Here is a 14,867-nt window from a genome sequence, read left to right as displayed (position 1 = left end):
ACGGATTGTAGGCGTGCACCCGCTGGCGGCGTGTCGGCCGCCAGCCGACCCTGGTGTCGTTCCGGACGCCGGTCCGGGCACGGCAAAATGCCCCGATGACCGACAAGAAAACGCTGCTGCTCGTCGATGGCTCGAGCTACCTTTACCGGGCCTTCCACGCGATGCCCGATCTGCGCGCCGTGCCCGGCGACCCCAAGAGCCCGGCCACCGGGGCGATCCGGGGCATGATCAACATGATGACCGCGCTGCGCCGCGAGGTGCGCGCCGACTACGCGGCCTGCATCTTCGACGCCCCCGGCAAGACCTTCCGCGACGACTGGTACCCCGAGTACAAGGCCAACCGCTCGCCGATGCCCGACGACCTGCGCAGCCAGATCGACCCCATCCACGAAGTGGTCAGGCTGCTCGGCTGGCCGGTGCTCACCGTGCCCGACGTCGAGGCCGACGACGTGATCGGCACGCTCGCCAAGGTGGCGGCCGCGCAGGGCGTCGAAGTGATCGTGTCCAGCGGCGACAAGGACCTGAGCCAGCTGGTCGACGAGCACATCACCATCATCGACACGATGAACGGCAAGAAGCGCGACATCGCCGGCGTGACGGCCGAGTTCGGCGTGCCGCCCAGCCTCATGGTCGACTACCAGACGCTCATCGGCGACACGGTCGACAACGTGCCCGGCGTGCCGAAGGTCGGCCCCAAGACAGCGGCCAAATGGCTGCTCGAATACGGCTCGCTCGATGCGCTGGTCGAACGCGCCGCCGAAGTGAAGGGCGCCGCCGGCGAAAACCTGCGCCAGGCGCTCGACAAGCTGCCGCTGAGCAAACGCCTCGTCACCATCCGCACCGATTGCGACCTGAACGGCCATGTCGAAGGCCTGCCCTCGCTCGAAGGCCTGCCCGTCGGCGCGCCGCAGACGGCCGAGCTGAAGCCCTTCTACGAGAAGTTCGGTTTCAAGAGCCTCGTCAAGTCGCTCGAAGCCCAAGAGGTGCCGCCTGAGCTGATCGAAGAGAACGCGAAGAAGAAGGCCGCTTCCAAGGCCGACCGCGACCAGGGCGGCCTGTTCGACGAGCCTTCGGAGCTGGAAGCGCAAGAGGCCGCCGCGCCCGCGAGCAACCTGAAGTACGACACGATCATGGAGTGGGCGCAGTTCGACGCCTGGCTCGCCAAGCTCGAGGCCGCCGAACTCACGGCCATCGACACCGAGACCACCTCACTCGACGAAATGGTCGCGCAGATCGTGGGCATCAGCTTCAGCGTCACGCCGGGCGAAGCGGCCTACATTCCGCTCACGCACAACTACCCCGACGCGCCCGCGCAGCTGCCGATCGACGAGGTGCTTGCCAGGCTCAAGCCCTGGCTCGAGAACGCCGACAAGAAGAAGCTCGGCCAGCACATCAAGTACGACCGCCACGTGTTCGCCAACCACGGCATCGAGGTGCAGGGCTACGCGCACGACACCATGCTGCAAAGCTACGTGCTCGAAGTGAACAAGCCGCACGGCCTGTCGTCCCTGGCCGAGCGCCATCTGGGGCGCAGCGGCATCTCGTACGAAGACCTGTGCGGCAAGGGCGCGCACCAGATTCCGTTCAGCCAGGTCGACATCGCCAAGGCCGCCGAGTACTCGTGCGAAGACAGCGACCAGACGCTCGACGTGCACCACGCGCTGTGGCCCCTGCTGCAGAAGGAAGAGAAGCTGGCCTACATCTACCAGCTCGAAATGGATTCGAGCGAGGCGCTGTACCGCATCGAGCGCAACGGCGTGCTGATCGACGCGCCCACGCTCGCCGCGCAGAGCCACGACCTGGGCACGCGCATCATGGCGCTGGAGCAGGAGGCCTACGACATCGCGGGCCAGCCCTTCAACCTCGGGTCGCCCAAGCAGATCGGCGAAATCTTCTTCACCAAGCTGGGCCTGCCCGTGGTCAAGAAGACGCCGAGCGGCGCGCCCAGCACCGACGAAGAAGTGCTCGAGAAGCTGGCCGAAGACTATCCGCTGCCCGCCAAGATCCTCGAGCACCGCGGCCTCTCGAAGCTCAAGGGCACCTACACCGACAAGCTCGGCCAGCTCGCCAACCCGCGCACCGGCCGCGTGCACACGCACTACGCGCAGGCCGTGGCCGTCACGGGCCGCCTGAGCAGCAACGACCCCAACCTGCAGAACATCCCGATCCGCACGCCCGAAGGCCGGCGAGTGCGCGAGGCCTTCGTGGCGCCCGCGGGCAGCGTGATCGCCAGCGCCGACTACTCGCAGATCGAACTGCGCATCATGGCCCACATCAGCGGCGACGAGTCGCTGCTGCGCGCCTTCACCGACGGCGTCGACGTGCATCGCGCCACGGCCGCCGAGGTGTTCGGCACCACGCCCGACCAGGTGTCCAGCGAGCAGCGCCGCTACGCCAAGGTCATCAACTTCGGCCTCATCTACGGCATGAGCAGCTTCGGCCTGGCGAAGAACCTGGGCATCGAGACCAAGGCCGCGGCCTCGTACATCGATCGCTACTTTGCGCGCTACCCGGGCGTGAAGACCTACATGGACCAGATCGTGGAGTTCGCGCGCGACAAGGGCTATGTCGAGACCGTGTTCGGCCGGCGCCTCTACCTGAGCGAGATCAACGGCGGCAACGGCCCCCGCAAGAAGGCGGCCGAGCGCCAGGCCATCAACGCGCCGATGCAGGGCACGGCGGCCGACCTCATCAAGCTCAGCATGGTCAAGGTACAGAACGTGCTTGACGAAGAAAAGCGCGCCACCAAGATGATCATGCAGGTGCACGACGAACTGGTGTTCGAAGTGCCCGAGGCCGAGGTCGAATGGGTGCGCACCGAAATCCCGCGCCTGATGGCCGGCGTGGCGGCGCTCAAGGTGCCGCTGCTCGCCGAGATCGGCGTCGGTCCCAACTGGGACAAGGCCCACTGATCCTCCTTCGCACGATCCCCAAGAGACAAACGACAGAAAGAAGAAACACGCCTATGAAACTCCAGCCCCGCACCTTCCTGCTCGCCGCCGTCTGCGCGGCCTTCCTCGGCAGCGCTTCCGCAGCCCCTGATGCCCGCATCGCCGCGCTGGCCGCCAAGGAAAAGCCCGCCCTGCTCGAGACGCTGAAGGAGCTGGTCTCCATCGAGTCGGGCAGCCGCGACATCGAAGGCCTCGAGAAAATCTCCGATCTCATCGCCGCCAAGTTCAAGGCACTGGGCGGCGAGGTCGAGCTCATCGACCCGAGCGCCGACGCCTACCGCATGGAAGACACGCCCGAAAAAATCGGCCGCGTGGTGCGCGCCACCTTCAAGGGCACGGGCACCAAGAAGATCATGCTCATCGCGCACATGGACACGGTCTACACCGTGGGCATGCTCAACAAGCAGCCGTTCCGCGTCGACGGCGACAAGGCCTACGGCCTGGGCATTGCCGACGACAAGCAGGGCGTGGCCGTCATCACGCACCTGGTGTCGATGCTGCAGGCGCTGAAGTTCAAGGACTACGGCACGCTCACCGTGCTGATCAACGGCGACGAGGAAATCAGCTCGCCCGGTTCGCGCGCGCTGCTCACCAAGCTGGGCGGCGAGCACGACGCGGTGCTGTCGTTCGAGGGTGCATCGATCAAGGACGACAAGCTCTCGCTGGCCACCGCGGGCATTGCCTCGGTCACGCTGAACGTGGCGGGCAAGGCCTCGCACGCCGGCTCGGCGCCCGAGCTGGGCGTGAACGCGCTGTACGAGCTGTCGCATCAGATCTTGCAGATGCGCGACCTGTCCGACCCGTCCACGGGCCTGAAGATGAACTGGACCATCTCCAAGTCAGGCACCAACCGCAACGTGATTCCGGCCAGCGCCACCGCGGGCGCCGACGTGCGCGTGCTCAAGGTGGCCGACTACGACCGCATCGAGCAGCAGGTGAACGAGCGCGTGAAGAAGCAGCTAGTGCCCGAGGCCAAGGTCGAGCTCAAGTTCGAACGCCGCCGTCCGCCGCTCGAGGCCACCGACGCGTCGCGCGCGCTGGCCAAGCACGCGCAGGCCATCTACAAGGACGAGCTGGGCCGCCCGCTGGGCGCCGACGACAAGGCCGCCGGCGGTGGCACCGACGCGGCGTTCGCCTCGCTCAAGACCAAGGCGCCGGTCATCGAACGCTTCGGCCTGCAAGGCTTCGGCGCGCACACGGCCGACGCCGAGTACGTGCTGATCGACTCTATCGAGCCGCGTCTCTATCTGGGCGTGCGCATGGTGATGGACATCGCGACGGGCAAGACCACCGTCCGCTGACCGCCACCGACCGCTGTCGGCCATGCGGCTGCGCCACATCGAGGTCTTCAACGCGATCATGCTCGCGGGCAGCGTGAGCGCGGCCGCGCGGCTCATCAACATCACGCAGCCGGCCGTGAGCCGCACGCTGCAGCATGCCGAGCTGCAGCTGGGCTTTCCGCTGTTCCAGCGCGCCAAGGGGCGGCTCACGCCGACCACCGAGGCGCTCACGCTGTACCCGCACATCGAGCGGCTGTTTGCGCAGCTCGACGAGGTGCAGCGGCTGGCGGCGAACCTGCGCGCGGGCAACGACACGGGCGAGCTGCGCATCCTCAGCGTGCTCGCGCTGAGCTACGAAATCCTGCCGCGCGCGCTCAAGGCCTTCCGCGAGATGCACCCGGGCTACGCGATCACGGTCGAGTCGCTGCACTCGCCGCAGATCATGTCGGCGCTGCTCTTGCAAGAGGCCGACGTGGGCTTCGCCTTCAGCCCCGCGGTGCATCCCTCGCTCACGCAGGAGACGCTGGCCGACAGCCGCATGGTGTGCGTCGCGCCCAAGGGCATGCTGCCGCGCGCGCTGGTGCGCAACGGCTCGGTGGCGCTGCACGACCTTATCGACCGCCCGGTGATCGGCCTGGACGGCCGCGACCCGGTCGGCACCAGCCTGAGCCAGGCCTGCCGGCAGGCGGGCGTGGGTTTCCAGCAGGCCGTGGTCACGGTGCAGACCTACCATGCGGCGCTGGCCATGGCACACCACGGGCTGGGCGTGGCGCTGGTCGACGGCTGCACGGCGCGCTCGGCCGACCGTGCCAAGGTCGACGTGCTGACGCTGGAGCCGCACATTCCGGTGCCGGTGCGCGCGCTGCGCTTCGCGGGCCGGCCCGACTCGGTGGCCGTGCGCGGCATCACGCGCTGCATGCGCGAGGCCATCGAGCAGACCGCCTGAGAAAGGTGCGGGGCATTCGCCTCGCGCCATAATCCGCGCCCATGCACGCCCTTCGAACCTTCTGCGCAATGCACCGCCTGGTGCTGGCGTGGTTCATGGCGTCGCTGCTGGTCGCGGGCGCGTCGCCGCTCGTGAACCCGCAGGCGATCGAACTCGTGTGCTCCGCCGCGGGCACCGTCAAGCTCATCGTGCAGGGCGACGACGGCGCCACCGAAGTCGGCATGGCGGCCATGGACTGCCCGCTGTGCATGGTCTCCGGCCCGCCGCCTGCCGCCGTGCAGGTGACGCTGCCCACGCCGCTGCCGCTGGGCCGCGCGCTGCAATCGATTCCCGCTGCCCGCCTCGCGGCAGCCACGGCCTCGCCGCTGCCGGCGCGCGGGCCGCCCACGCATCTCTCCTGAGCTTCGTCGTTCCTGCACCTGACGCCGCCTGAACGGGCCGCGCGGTGTGTTCCCGGTCGTTGTGCGGCCGGCGCTGTGCTTCATTGGTTTCGCCAGCGCCGTCGCAAGAGAGATGCCATGCCCACCCTTTCCCGTGCCCCCGCCTTGGGGCTGCTTGCCTTGTTCGGCGCCGTCAGTTCGCCTGTCCAAGCCCAGACCACCGTGTCTTCACTGCCTTTGATCGAAGTGGCCGACGACGCCCCGCGCCCCAACGGCCGGCTCGACCTCGACACGCCCGCCGACACCGCGAGCCGCCTGGGCCTCACGCCGCGCGAGACGCCCGCTTCCGTCACGGTGGTGAACCGCGCGGTGCTCGATGCGCGCGGCGCGCAGAACACGCAGGAGGCGCTGCGCGCCGTGCCCGGCGTGACCGCGCACGACGCGCCCGGCAACGTCGGCGTGAGCTACCGGGGCTTCGGCAGCGGCTCGATCGCGCAGCTGTTCAACGGCATCAACCTGCAGTACTCGATCGCGGCACGCCCGGTCGACAGCTGGATCTACGACCGCGTCGAGGCCATCGGTGGCCCGTCGAGCTTCCTGTTCGGCTCGGGTGCGCTGGGCGGCTCGATCAACTACATCACCAAGGCGCCCGAGCGCAGCGACTTTGCCGAAGCGCAACTGCGCCTCGGCACGCAGAACCTGAAAGAGGCCTCCTTCGGCCTGAACCGCCGCATCGCCGGCGACGGCGGCGCGAGCAGCCACTACGCGCGCATCGACGTGAACCACCGCGACGCCCACGGCAGGACCGACGGCACCAAGAGCCAATCGACGCAGCTCGCGGCCTCGCTGCTGTCGGACTTCGGCGGCGGCCTGAAGCACACGCTGGCCTACGAATACCAGGACGAAGACGTCACGCGGCCCTACTGGGGCACGCCGGTGCTGAACCCGGCGGGCGGCGAGATGCGCATCGACCGCGGCACACGCTTCAAGAACTACAACAGCGCCGACGGCCTCTACGCGCAGCGCGTGCAGTGGCTGCGCTCGGTCACCGAATGGCAGGCCAGCGACGCGCTGCAGTTCAAGAACACCTTCTATGCCTACGACGCGCTGCGCGACTACCGCAACGTCGAGAACTATCGCTACAACGCGCGCAACACGGCCGTCATCCGCTCGGGCGCCTTGCTGCAGCGGCACGACCAGGACGTGTGGGGCAACCGCGTCGAAGGCCTCTACAAGGGGCAGATCGGTGGGCTGAAGAGCGACTGGTCCTTCGGGCTGGACTTCAGTGTGAACCGGCAGACGCGTTTCCCCAACAGCCTGCCCGGCACCGTGAGCACGGTGAACCCGTATGTCTTCGCCACCGAGCGCTTCTTCGACGTGCCGGGCATGACACCGGGCTTCCGGCCCGACCGCGACAACAAGGTGCGGACCACCGCGCTGTACCTGGAGAACCGCACCGCGCTGCAGCCGTCATTGCACCTCGTGACGGCGCTGCGCCACGAGCGCATCGACCTCGACCTGGTCAACCGCCGCACCGTGGACGCGGCGAACCCGGCCACCTTCCATCGCGGCTACAAGCCCACCACCGGCCGCATCGGCCTGGTGTGGGACTTCGCGCCCGGCGCCAATCTGTACGCGCAGTACGCCACCGCGGCCGACCCGCCCTCGGGCGTGCTCTCGACCGCCTCGTTCGCCGACGTGCGCAACAACAGCGAGCTCACCACCGGCCGGCAGGTCGAGGTCGGCACCAAGCTCGACTTCTGGCAGGGCAAGGGCACGGCCACGCTCGCGGCCTACAGCATCCGCCGCACCAACATCGCGACGCAGGACCCGGCCAACAGCGCGCTCACGGTGCTGGTCGGCGAGCAGTCGTCCAAGGGCGTGGAGCTGGCGCTCGGACTGCAGCCCACGCCGCAGTGGTCGCTGCAGGGCAACCTCACGTACGTCGATGCGCGCTACGACCAGTTCCGCCAGGGCGGCGTGTCGCTCGCGGGCCGCACGCCGACCAACACGCCGGCGGTGGTCGCGAACCTCTGGGTGTCGTACGCCATCACGCCGCGCCTGCAGGCCACGGCGGGCGTGCGGCATGTGGGCAAGGTGTATGCCGATGCGGCCAACACGATGCACTGGCCCGGCTACACGCTGCTCGACCTCGGGCTGAGCTGGCAGGTGAACCGCAACGTCACGCTGGTGGGGCGCGTGCGCAACGCGACCGACCGCGTGTACGCGGCCAACGTCGGCGCCGGTTTTGCCTACCTCGGCGCGCCGCGCACGGCCGATGTGTCGGTGCGCGTGAGCTTCTGAACTGAAGGAGCGCCGCCATGCATGCCAAACGCTGGTTGTTCCTGGTCCACCGCTGGCTCGGCGTGGTCGTCTGCGCCTTCTTCGCGATGTGGTTCGTCTCGGGCGTGGTGATGATGTATGTGGGCTACCCCAAGCTCACCGAGGCCGAGCGTTTGCAGCACCTGCCGCCGCTTGATGCGTCGACGCCCTTGCTGGGACCGCGACAGGCGCTCGATGCGGCCGGTATCGCGGGGCCGTTGCAGGACCTGCGGCTCGCGGTCGCCAGCGGCGGGCAGGCGGTGTACCTCGCGGTGCCGGCGCAAGCGGCCGAACCCGGCGCGCGCCGATCGCCGCCCGGGCGCGGCGTGCTCGTCGTCGATGCGCAGACCGGCGCCGTGCTGCGCCAGGTCGACCGCGCCCGCGCACTCGTGAGCGCACAGGCCTATGGGGGCGAGGCCGTGGTGCTCAGGTACCGGGGCACCATTGACGAAGACGCCTTCACCCATTCGCGCGGGCTCGACGCGCACCGCCCGCTGCATGTGGTCGACCTGGCCGATGCGCAGGCCACGCGGCTGTACATCTCGGGCCGCACCGGCGAGGTGGTGCGCGATGCACCGCGCGCCGAGCGGCTGTGGAACTACGCCGGCGCATGGATCCACTGGCTCTACCCGCTGCGCGGCACGCGCCTGGACCGCTACTGGGCCGACATCGTCAACTGGTTGTCGATCGTCGGCATCGCCGTCACGCTCACCGGCACCGTGGTGGGCGTGATGCGATGGCGCTTCCGGCGCACCTACAAGAGTGGCTCGCACTCGCCATACCAGGGCTTCATGATGCGTTGGCATCACATCAGCGGGCTGCTGTTCGCGCTCGTCACGCTGACGTGGATCTTCAGCGGGCTGATGTCGATGAACCCTTGGCGCGTGTTCGACAGCGGCGCGCCGGCATTGCGCATGGCGGCGATGCAGGGCGGGCCGCTCGTGGTGGACGCTGGCGATGCGGCGCCCGCTGCACTGCTGGCTTCCACGCGCGGCGACATCCGCGAACTGCGCTGGGTGCGCGCGGCGGGGCAGACGCTGGTGCTGGCCAGCACCGCCGGCGGCCGGCCGCTGGTGCGCGACGCGGCCAGCGCGCAGCCGCAACAGATCGACCCCGAGGCGCTGCGCAGCGCCGTCGCGCAACTGCTGCCCGACCCGGTCGCGCGCATCGACGTGCTCACCGCCTACGACAGCCACTACTACACGCGCGACGCGCACACCATGACCGGCGGCAGCGAGAAGCCGCTGCCCGTCTGGCGCGTGGTGTTCGCCGACGCGCACGCCACCTGGGTCCACGTCGATCCGCAGGCCGGCGCCGTGCTCGGCCGCAGCGACAGCACGCGGCGCCTGAGTCGCTGGCTGTTCGCGATGTTGCACAGCTGGGACTGGCTGCCGCTGCTCGAACACCGCCCGCTGTGGGACGTGCTGCTGGTCGCGCTCAGCGCGGGCGGCGCGCTGCTGAGCCTGACCGGCGTGGTGATCGGCTGGCGGCGCCTGGGCCGCAAGCTCAGAAGCGCGACGGGGCCGCGTCCAGCGCCTGCGCGATCCGCTGCGCCGAGCCGAAGGCCAGCGTGAAACCCAGCGCGCCGTGGCCGGTGTTGAACAGCATGTTCGACGGCGCGTGCGGCAGCCGCCCGATGATCGGCAGGCCCTTCGGCGTGGCCGGGCGCATGCCGGTCCAGGGGTGCAGTTCGGCCAGGCGGCTGGCGCGTGGGAACACGGCGCGCGTGGCGTCGGCCAGCGTCTCGATGCGCGTGGCCGGAATGCTCGCGTCGTGCCCCACGAGCTCGGCCATGCCGGCCACGCGCAGGCGCGAGCCGATGCGCGCGAAGACGACCTTGCGCGCGCTGTCGGTCACGTTCACGCGCGGCGCCGCGCCGGGCGCGGGGTCGACGTCGACCGTGATGCTGTAGCCCTTGAGCGGGTACACCGGCAGGTAGGCGCCGAGCGCGCGACCGAGCTTGTGCGAGGCCGAGCCCAGCGCCATCACGAAGGCATTGGCTTCGATGTCGCCTTCACTGGTCTGCACGGCGGCGACACGGCCCTCGCTGCGCGCAAAGCCGTGCACGTCGGCACCGAGCATGAAGCGCACGCCGCGCGCGCTCAGTGCACGCATCAGCTCGGCGCACACCTTGAGGCAGTCGGCCGCGCACTCGCTCGGCGTGTGGACCGCACCCGCCATCTGGCCGCGGTAGTCCGCGAGCGCGGGCTCGATGGCCACGCACTCGTCGGGCGTCACGATGCGCTGCTCGCTGCCCAGCGTGCGCTGCAGTTCGACCTGCGCGCGCGCACCGGCCAGCGAGGCGGCGCTGGCATAGAGCACCAGCTTGCCGGTGGCGGAGAAATCGCAGTCGGGCGCAATGTCGGCCTGCATGGCCTCGAAGCCGGTGCGGCTCGCGGCCGCCAGCGCGAGCAACTGCGCGGTGGTGTCGCGCGAGGTCGCGGCGTTGCACGCGGCCAGGAAGGCCAGGCCCCAGCGCCACTGCAGCGGATCGAGCTGCGGGCGCAGCTTCAGCGGCGAGGTGGGGGAGAACAGCAGCTTGGGCAGCTGCGTCCAGATCGACGGATCGGCCAGCGGCTGCACGTATGAGTAGCTCAGCTGCGCGCCGTTGCCGCCGCTGGCGCCCGCGCCGGGCGCCGCGCGGTCGATCACCGTGACCTGGTGGCCCTGGCGCTCGAGTTGCCAGGCGGTCGCCAGGCCCACGATGCCGGCGCCGAGCACGCACACATGCATGGAGGCAACTTTCCGGAAGTGAAGAAGAAAGGGAACAGAAGAGACAGCGTGCGACTGTAGAGGCCCCTCGCTTGGCCCGGAAATGCCAAAAGAACCCAGCCCATAACCTTTGGGCATGACCCCGGGGTTAATTGGAATTGTCCCGATGTGTCACTCCTTCTTACACTGGCTGTCTGTTCAATCCAACCGATGAAGGCTCGAATGAAACTCTCCGTTTTGATGGCGTCCCTGGCTGCCGCGGTCCTCTTCACTGCACCGGCCGCGCAGGCTGCCGACACGCTCGCCAAGATCGCCGAGTCCGGCAAGATCTCGCTCGCCTACCGCGAGTCGTCGGTGCCCTTCAGCTACCTGGACGGCCCCAACAAGCCGATCGGGTTCTCGGTGGAACTCTCCAACGCCGTGGTCGAGGCGGTGAAGAAGAAGTTGAACAAGCCCAACCTGCAGGTCTCGCTGATGGCGGTCACCTCGCAGAACCGCATCCCGCTGATCACCAACGGCACCATCGACCTGGAGTGCGGCTCCACCACCAACAACACCGCGCGCGGCAAGGACGTGGCCTTTGCGGTGAACCACTTCTACACGGGCACGCGCCTCTTGACGAAGAAGTCTTCGAAGATCAAGGACTACGCCGACCTGGCGAAGAAGACCGTGGCCAGCACCACCGGCACCACCAACGCGCTGGTCATGCGCAAGTACAACACCGAGAAGAACCTCGACATGAACATCGTGCTCGGCAAGGACCACGCCGACGCGTTCCTGCTGGTCGAGAGCGACCGCGCCGTGGCCTTCGCCATGGACGACATCCTGCTGTTCGGCCTCATCGCCAACTCGAAGAACCCGGCCGACTACGAAGTGGTGGGCGAGTCGCTGCAGGTCGAGCCCTACGCCTGCATGCTGCCCAAGGACGACCCGGCCTTCAAGAAGCTGGTGGACGACACCTTCACCGCCATGATGAAGAGCGGCGAGTTCGAGAAGCTCTACACCAAGTGGTTCATGCAGCCGATCCCGCCGAAGAACGTGCCGCTGAACCTGCCGATGAGCGACCAGCTCAAAGAAAACCTGAAGGCCTTCAGCGACAAGCCGGCCACCTGATCGAAGGCAAGAGAAAAGACATGGTCGCAGCCACACAGGTCGTCGGCATCCTCGGGGGCATGGGCCCCGCGGCGGGCGCCGACTTCGTCCGGCTCTTCGTGCAGGCCTGCGCGCAGCAGATGCGTGCGCGTGGCGAGCCGGTGCGCGACCAGTCCTTTCCCGAGCACTGGCTGGCGCAGGTGCCGGTGCCCGACCGCACCGGCGCGCTGGCCTCCGACGCGCAGGGCGCGCACCAGCCGCTCGAACCGATGCTGCAGGCGCTGGGCCGGCTGGCCGCGCTGGGCAGCCGCGCCGTGGCCATCGCCTGCAACACCGCGCATGCGTGGCACGCCAACCTGCAGGAGCGCTTTCCGCAGGTCGAGCTGCTGCACATGGCGCGCGAGACCGCGCAGCAACTGGCCGCGCAAGGCGCGACCGAGGTGGCGCTGATGGCCACCGAAGGCACCTACCGCGTGCGGTTGTACGAGCAGGCGCTGGCCGAGGCCGGCCTGGGCTGCCATGTGCCGTTGGCCGACGAGCGCCAGACCATCATGCGCGGCATCTTCGACGGCGTGAAGGCCGGCAACCTGCCGCTGGCCGAACGCTGCTTCTCCGAGGTCGCGCTGCGGCTGGCCGAACGGCACGGCCCGGTCACGATCATCATGGGCTGCACCGAGGTGCCGCTGGGCCTGCAGGGCTCGGCCGCGGTGGCGGGGCTGCGCCTCGTCGACCCGGCGCAGGTGCTGGCCGAGGCGCTGGCACGGCGGGCCTACGGCGCGTAGCCGCAGCCCGAAGCGGCCCGGCTGCTTTACGGTCCGGTCATACGGCCCGGCCCGATTTCGCCTACATTGCGGCGTGCGTTTTTCTACGCCACACCCCCTTGTCAGACGATTCAACCGGAGCCCTTGCATGACCTCCTTCGACGACAACCGTTCCGAATTCGATTCGCTGCGCCCCGGCGACAGCACCGAGCAGGGGGCCACGCGCCGCACCGCGCTCAAGGCCGCCCTCGGTGTCGGCTACGCCGCCGCCGTGCTGCCGGTGGCCGCGCAGACGGCCATCACCACCCCGGCCGACGGCCTGAAGGCCGGCCCCATCAAGTACACCGTCAACGGCTTCGGGGTGCCTGCCTATGCCGCGGCGCCGGCTGGCAAGACCGGGCTGCCCGTGGTGCTGGTGATCCAGGAAATCTTCGGCGTGCACGAGTACATCGCCGACACCTGCCGCCGCTTCGCCGAGCTGGGCTACCTGGCCATCGCGCCCGAGCTGTACGCGCGCCAGGGCGATCCGCGCGGCTACACCGACATTCCCAAGCTGCAGGCCGACATCGTCACCAAGGTGCCCGACGCGCAGGTCATGGCCGACCTCGACGGCGCCCTGGCCTGGGCCAAGGCCAACGGCGGCGACACGAGCAAGGCCGGCATCACCGGCTTCTGCTGGGGCGGGCGCATCGTGTGGCTGTATGCGGCCACCGGCAAGGTCAAGGCCGGCGTGGCGTGGTACGGCCGGCTGGTGGGTCAGGCCAGTGAATTGCAGCCCAAGCACCCCGTCGACATCGCCGCCAGCCTGCAGGCGCCGGTGCTCGGCCTGTACGGCGGAAAAGACCAGGGCATCCCCCTTGACACGGTTGATAAGATGAAAGCTGCTCTGGCCGGTGGGACTCCGGCGGCCAAGGCATCGAGCTTCGTCGTGTACCCCGAAGCAGGCCACGCGTTCCACGCCGACTACCGCCCCAGCTACCTCAAGAGCGCCGCGGAAGACGGCTGGCAGCGTGCCACGGCCTGGTTCAAAGCCAATGGTGTCGCCTGACCGAAGACGGCGCCCGTAGCCACCCGCCGCCGAAGGCCGTCCGAAGTGACGGCCTTTCTCTTTTTATGAACGGAACAAGGTCATAACGGCCGTCCCTCTTGCGCAAGCAGCTATGAATTTGATAGTAATCCTCGTGGCGACCCTGGTCGCCGGCATCGGAAGCGTCTGGCTCGCGGCCCTGCTGCTGCGCGTGGGCGTGCGCAGCGGCGGCGGCGGCGTGAACCCGCAGCACCTGCTGAGCCTGGCGGCCGGCGCGCTGCTGGCCACCGCCTTCATGCACCTGCTGCCCGAGGCCTTCGAAAGCCGCATCGAGCCCGCGCTGCTGTTCGCGGTGCTGCTGTTCGGGCTGGTGTTCTTCTTTCTGCTCGACAAGGCCGAGCTGTGGCACCACGGGCATGAGCATCACCATGGCGATGCCGCACCGGCGAAAGAGGGCGCCCACGATCACCACGACCACGATCACCACGGCCATTCGCACGCCCATCACCACCACGCGCCCCCCACGGGCGGCGGCGGCTGGGCCGTGCTCACCGGCGACAGCGTGCACTGCTTCGGCGACGGCATCCTGATCGCCTCGGCCTTCGTGGCCGACATCCGCCTGGGCCTCGTGGCCGCGCTGGCCGTGCTCGCGCACGAGGTGCCGCACCACATCGGCGACCTCGTGGTGCTGCGCCAGAGCTCGGCCAATTCGCGCGCGGCGCTGGTGAAGGTGTCGCTCGCGGGCACCATGACCATGCTCGGCGGCATCGCGGGCTGGTGGCTGGTCGACCAGCTGCATGGCTGGCTGCCGTACTTCCTGGTGCTGGCGGGCAGCAGCTTCGTCTACGTGGCGCTGGCCGACCTGATTCCGCAGCTGCAAAAGCGCCTGCCCGCGCGCCAGACCGCGGCGCAGATCGCGTGGCTCGCGGCCGGCATCCTGCTGGTCACGCTCGTGAGCCGCTTGGCGCACGGCGAGCATGGCCACGAACACGGCCACGATGAAGGACACGGCGAGCACGGCCACGTCCACAAAGACTGACGACGACGCGTGTGGGTGGCCTCGGGGGACGGGAAACTTTCCGACACCGACGTCAGCCCGTCGATCCACCGCAAGGGGCAAAACAGGCGCACCATAGAGGGCCGTTTACTCATCTGCCGAGGAATTCGATCATGACGCCCCAAGCCGATGCCACCGCGCGCTCCGCCTCGTCGTCCGAAGACGACGATGACGACAGCACGCCTGCCGACGACTTCGACGAACTCGAAGCCGATGCGTCCGACGACCTGTCGGACGAAACGGGCATCGACCTCACCGATGCCAGCGAGCTCGATGCCGACAACGTGCCGGCCGACGAAGAGTTCGACCGCGTGATGAACGCGCCGGACTGATTCGCCT

At 68.8% G+C, this 14,867-nt stretch carries 12 protein-coding genes; 11 read left to right on the top strand and 1 reads right to left on the bottom strand.

Annotated features, from left to right (window positions below; genetic code table 11):
- Nucleotides 1-95: 95 nt before the first annotated feature.
- The 6 genes from polA (at nt 96) to VBO01S_RS00625 (ending at nt 9,453) form a co-directional block, all read left to right on the top strand.
- The gene (polA, locus tag VBO01S_RS00650; protein ID WP_062468936.1) at nt 96-2,912 is read left to right on the top strand and encodes a DNA polymerase I; all 2,817 of its coding nucleotides are present in this window, start codon (nt 96-98) and stop codon (nt 2,910-2,912) included.
- Nucleotides 2,913-2,965: 53 nt separating this feature from the next.
- On the top strand, nt 2,966-4,252 hold the full coding sequence (locus tag VBO01S_RS00645; RefSeq protein ID WP_062468932.1) for a M20/M25/M40 family metallo-hydrolase: 1,287 nt from the start codon (nt 2,966-2,968) through the stop codon (nt 4,250-4,252).
- Between the two features lie 22 nt (nt 4,253-4,274).
- Nucleotides 4,275-5,177 (top strand): LysR family transcriptional regulator, encoded by a 903-nt coding sequence (locus VBO01S_RS00640; RefSeq protein WP_062468929.1) that lies wholly within the window; start codon nt 4,275-4,277, stop codon nt 5,175-5,177.
- 41 nt (nt 5,178-5,218) lie between these two features.
- Entirely contained in the window at nt 5,219-5,578 is a 360-nt protein-coding gene (locus tag VBO01S_RS00635) for a hypothetical protein (RefSeq protein ID WP_062468927.1), read from the top strand.
- Between the two features lie 117 nt (nt 5,579-5,695).
- The gene (locus tag VBO01S_RS00630) at nt 5,696-7,861 is read left to right on the top strand and encodes a TonB-dependent receptor (RefSeq protein ID WP_062468925.1); all 2,166 of its coding nucleotides are present in this window, start codon (nt 5,696-5,698) and stop codon (nt 7,859-7,861) included.
- A 17-nt stretch (nt 7,862-7,878) separates the two neighbouring features.
- Complete coding sequence (locus VBO01S_RS00625) at nt 7,879-9,453, top strand: PepSY domain-containing protein (RefSeq protein WP_062468922.1); 1,575 nt, start codon at nt 7,879-7,881, stop codon at nt 9,451-9,453.
- On the opposite strand, the gene VBO01S_RS00620 is transcribed toward VBO01S_RS00625, so the two are convergent.
- Nucleotides 9,386-10,612, bottom strand: coding sequence for a D-amino acid dehydrogenase (locus VBO01S_RS00620; protein WP_062468919.1), 1,227 nt, complete (start codon nt 10,610-10,612; stop codon nt 9,386-9,388). The two genes, VBO01S_RS00625 and VBO01S_RS00620, sit on opposite strands and share 68 nt — an antisense overlap.
- A 201-nt stretch (nt 10,613-10,813) precedes the next feature.
- Here VBO01S_RS00620 and VBO01S_RS00615 point away from each other — a divergent pair, with 201 nt between their 5' ends.
- The 5 genes from VBO01S_RS00615 (at nt 10,814) to VBO01S_RS00595 (ending at nt 14,860) form a co-directional block, all read left to right on the top strand.
- Entirely contained in the window at nt 10,814-11,704 is an 891-nt protein-coding gene (locus VBO01S_RS00615) for a transporter substrate-binding domain-containing protein (RefSeq protein ID WP_062468917.1), read from the top strand.
- A gap of 20 nt (nt 11,705-11,724) precedes the next feature.
- The gene (locus VBO01S_RS00610) at nt 11,725-12,465 is read left to right on the top strand and encodes an aspartate/glutamate racemase family protein (RefSeq protein WP_062468915.1); all 741 of its coding nucleotides are present in this window, start codon (nt 11,725-11,727) and stop codon (nt 12,463-12,465) included.
- 127 nt (nt 12,466-12,592) lie between these two features.
- On the top strand, nt 12,593-13,492 hold the full coding sequence (locus VBO01S_RS00605; RefSeq protein ID WP_062468912.1) for a dienelactone hydrolase family protein: 900 nt from the start codon (nt 12,593-12,595) through the stop codon (nt 13,490-13,492).
- 112 nt (nt 13,493-13,604) lie between these two features.
- Entirely contained in the window at nt 13,605-14,510 is a 906-nt protein-coding gene (locus VBO01S_RS00600; RefSeq protein ID WP_062468910.1) for a ZIP family metal transporter, read from the top strand.
- Nucleotides 14,511-14,641: 131 nt separating this feature from the next.
- Nucleotides 14,642-14,860 carry a hypothetical protein gene (locus tag VBO01S_RS00595; RefSeq protein ID WP_062468907.1) on the top strand — a complete coding sequence of 73 codons (219 nt, stop codon included), beginning with the start codon at nt 14,642-14,644 and terminating at the stop codon, nt 14,858-14,860.
- Nucleotides 14,861-14,867: the final 7 nt, after the last annotated feature.

The organism is Variovorax boronicumulans NBRC 103145 (assembly GCF_001591345.1).
GTDB lineage: Bacteria > Pseudomonadota > Gammaproteobacteria > Burkholderiales > Burkholderiaceae_C > Variovorax > Variovorax boronicumulans.
The sequence above is the reverse complement of the archived record's forward strand: the minus strand, read 5'-3'. Positions and strand labels throughout refer to the sequence as shown.

Excerpts from the sequence above, each read along its gene's own strand:
- VBO01S_RS00630 (WP_062468925.1), top strand. The coding sequence starts at position 5,696 with ATGCCCACCCTTTCCCGTGCCCCCGCCTTGGGGCTGCTTGCCTTGTTC.
- VBO01S_RS00600 (WP_062468910.1), top strand. The coding sequence starts at position 13,605 with ATGAATTTGATAGTAATCCTCGTGGCGACCCTGGTCGCCGGCATCGGA.
- VBO01S_RS00640 (WP_062468929.1), top strand. The coding sequence starts at position 4,275 with ATGCGGCTGCGCCACATCGAGGTCTTCAACGCGATCATGCTCGCGGGC.
- VBO01S_RS00620 (WP_062468919.1), bottom strand. The coding sequence starts at position 10,612 with ATGCATGTGTGCGTGCTCGGCGCCGGCATCGTGGGCCTGGCGACCGCC.
- polA (WP_062468936.1), top strand. The coding sequence starts at position 96 with ATGACCGACAAGAAAACGCTGCTGCTCGTCGATGGCTCGAGCTACCTT.
- VBO01S_RS00610 (WP_062468915.1), top strand. The coding sequence starts at position 11,725 with ATGGTCGCAGCCACACAGGTCGTCGGCATCCTCGGGGGCATGGGCCCC.
- VBO01S_RS00615 (WP_062468917.1), top strand. The coding sequence starts at position 10,814 with ATGAAACTCTCCGTTTTGATGGCGTCCCTGGCTGCCGCGGTCCTCTTC.
- VBO01S_RS00645 (WP_062468932.1), top strand. The coding sequence starts at position 2,966 with ATGAAACTCCAGCCCCGCACCTTCCTGCTCGCCGCCGTCTGCGCGGCC.
- VBO01S_RS00595 (WP_062468907.1), top strand. The coding sequence starts at position 14,642 with ATGACGCCCCAAGCCGATGCCACCGCGCGCTCCGCCTCGTCGTCCGAA.
- VBO01S_RS00625 (WP_062468922.1), top strand. The coding sequence starts at position 7,879 with ATGCATGCCAAACGCTGGTTGTTCCTGGTCCACCGCTGGCTCGGCGTG.
- VBO01S_RS00635 (WP_062468927.1), top strand. The coding sequence starts at position 5,219 with ATGCACGCCCTTCGAACCTTCTGCGCAATGCACCGCCTGGTGCTGGCG.
- VBO01S_RS00605 (WP_062468912.1), top strand. The coding sequence starts at position 12,593 with ATGACCTCCTTCGACGACAACCGTTCCGAATTCGATTCGCTGCGCCCC.